The organism is Oleiphilus sp. HI0066 (genome assembly GCF_001635725.1).
In genome coordinates, this window is sequence record NZ_LWFH01000694.1 from 1 (window position 1) to 761 (window position 761).

Annotated in this window: 1 protein-coding gene; it reads right to left on the minus strand. The window is 44.4% G+C overall.

What is annotated here, in order from left to right; all coding sequences use genetic code 11:
* Nucleotides 1–737: BatD family protein (locus A3738_RS08725; protein WP_197473728.1), on the minus strand; the 737-nt coding region annotated here is incomplete at its 3' end.
* Between the last annotated feature and the right edge of the window lie 24 nt (nucleotides 738–761).

Consider the following 761-nt stretch of genomic DNA (forward strand, 5'->3'; position numbering starts at 1 on the left):
CTAGAATCAACGACGGTTCCGGTGAATTCAGGGCCCGCAAGACTTAGTGCGCCACTTTTTTGCGGGAACAGCAAATAACGTCGTTCGTATACTTCGTAGCGCTGGTTGTATGCCATTTTGTAAGTCTTGGACGTTTCTCCAAATGGCTCGATAATAAAATCTGAATTTTGTGGTTCAGACATATCGCCACGAGCTTCGCCGAGCGTGTAGAGCTCGAGAGTATAAATAATTTGTTCTTGCAGGTAGGGGCTTGGTTTATCGATACTCGCTTTTAAAAATACAGATGGTGGCTGAGCATCACTATGCGGACGATTCCCTGCAATTACTTCAATGCTAACCGGCGCGCTCTTTGCGTCCTTAAAGCTGGCTTCTGGGATTGTTAAGCTTCCGGAGCTTTTTGGGCTTAGTGCATAACGCCAGGTAATAAGGCTCTCAGTTTTACCGTTAATCGATTGCATGTTATAGCTTTGGCGACGGTCTAATATCGTCCAGGTTTCTTCGAGATTAGGGAAGTCAGGTGCATCTATTTGCATACCTCCTAAACTCATCAAGCCACCAACAAAGCCCATTTCGGCTCGCGCTGTAACGGTGAGGTTTAAAATTTCGTTCTGATACAACTTATCTTTGTCGATACTGATATCGAGAGTTGTCTCATCTGCAGCATGCACATTGGGCATCATTACTAATAAGTATAAGAACGAGATGTTCATAAATGAGTGAAAGAGCGCCTTTACCATAATGGCTCCTCAGGATTGTTTTGG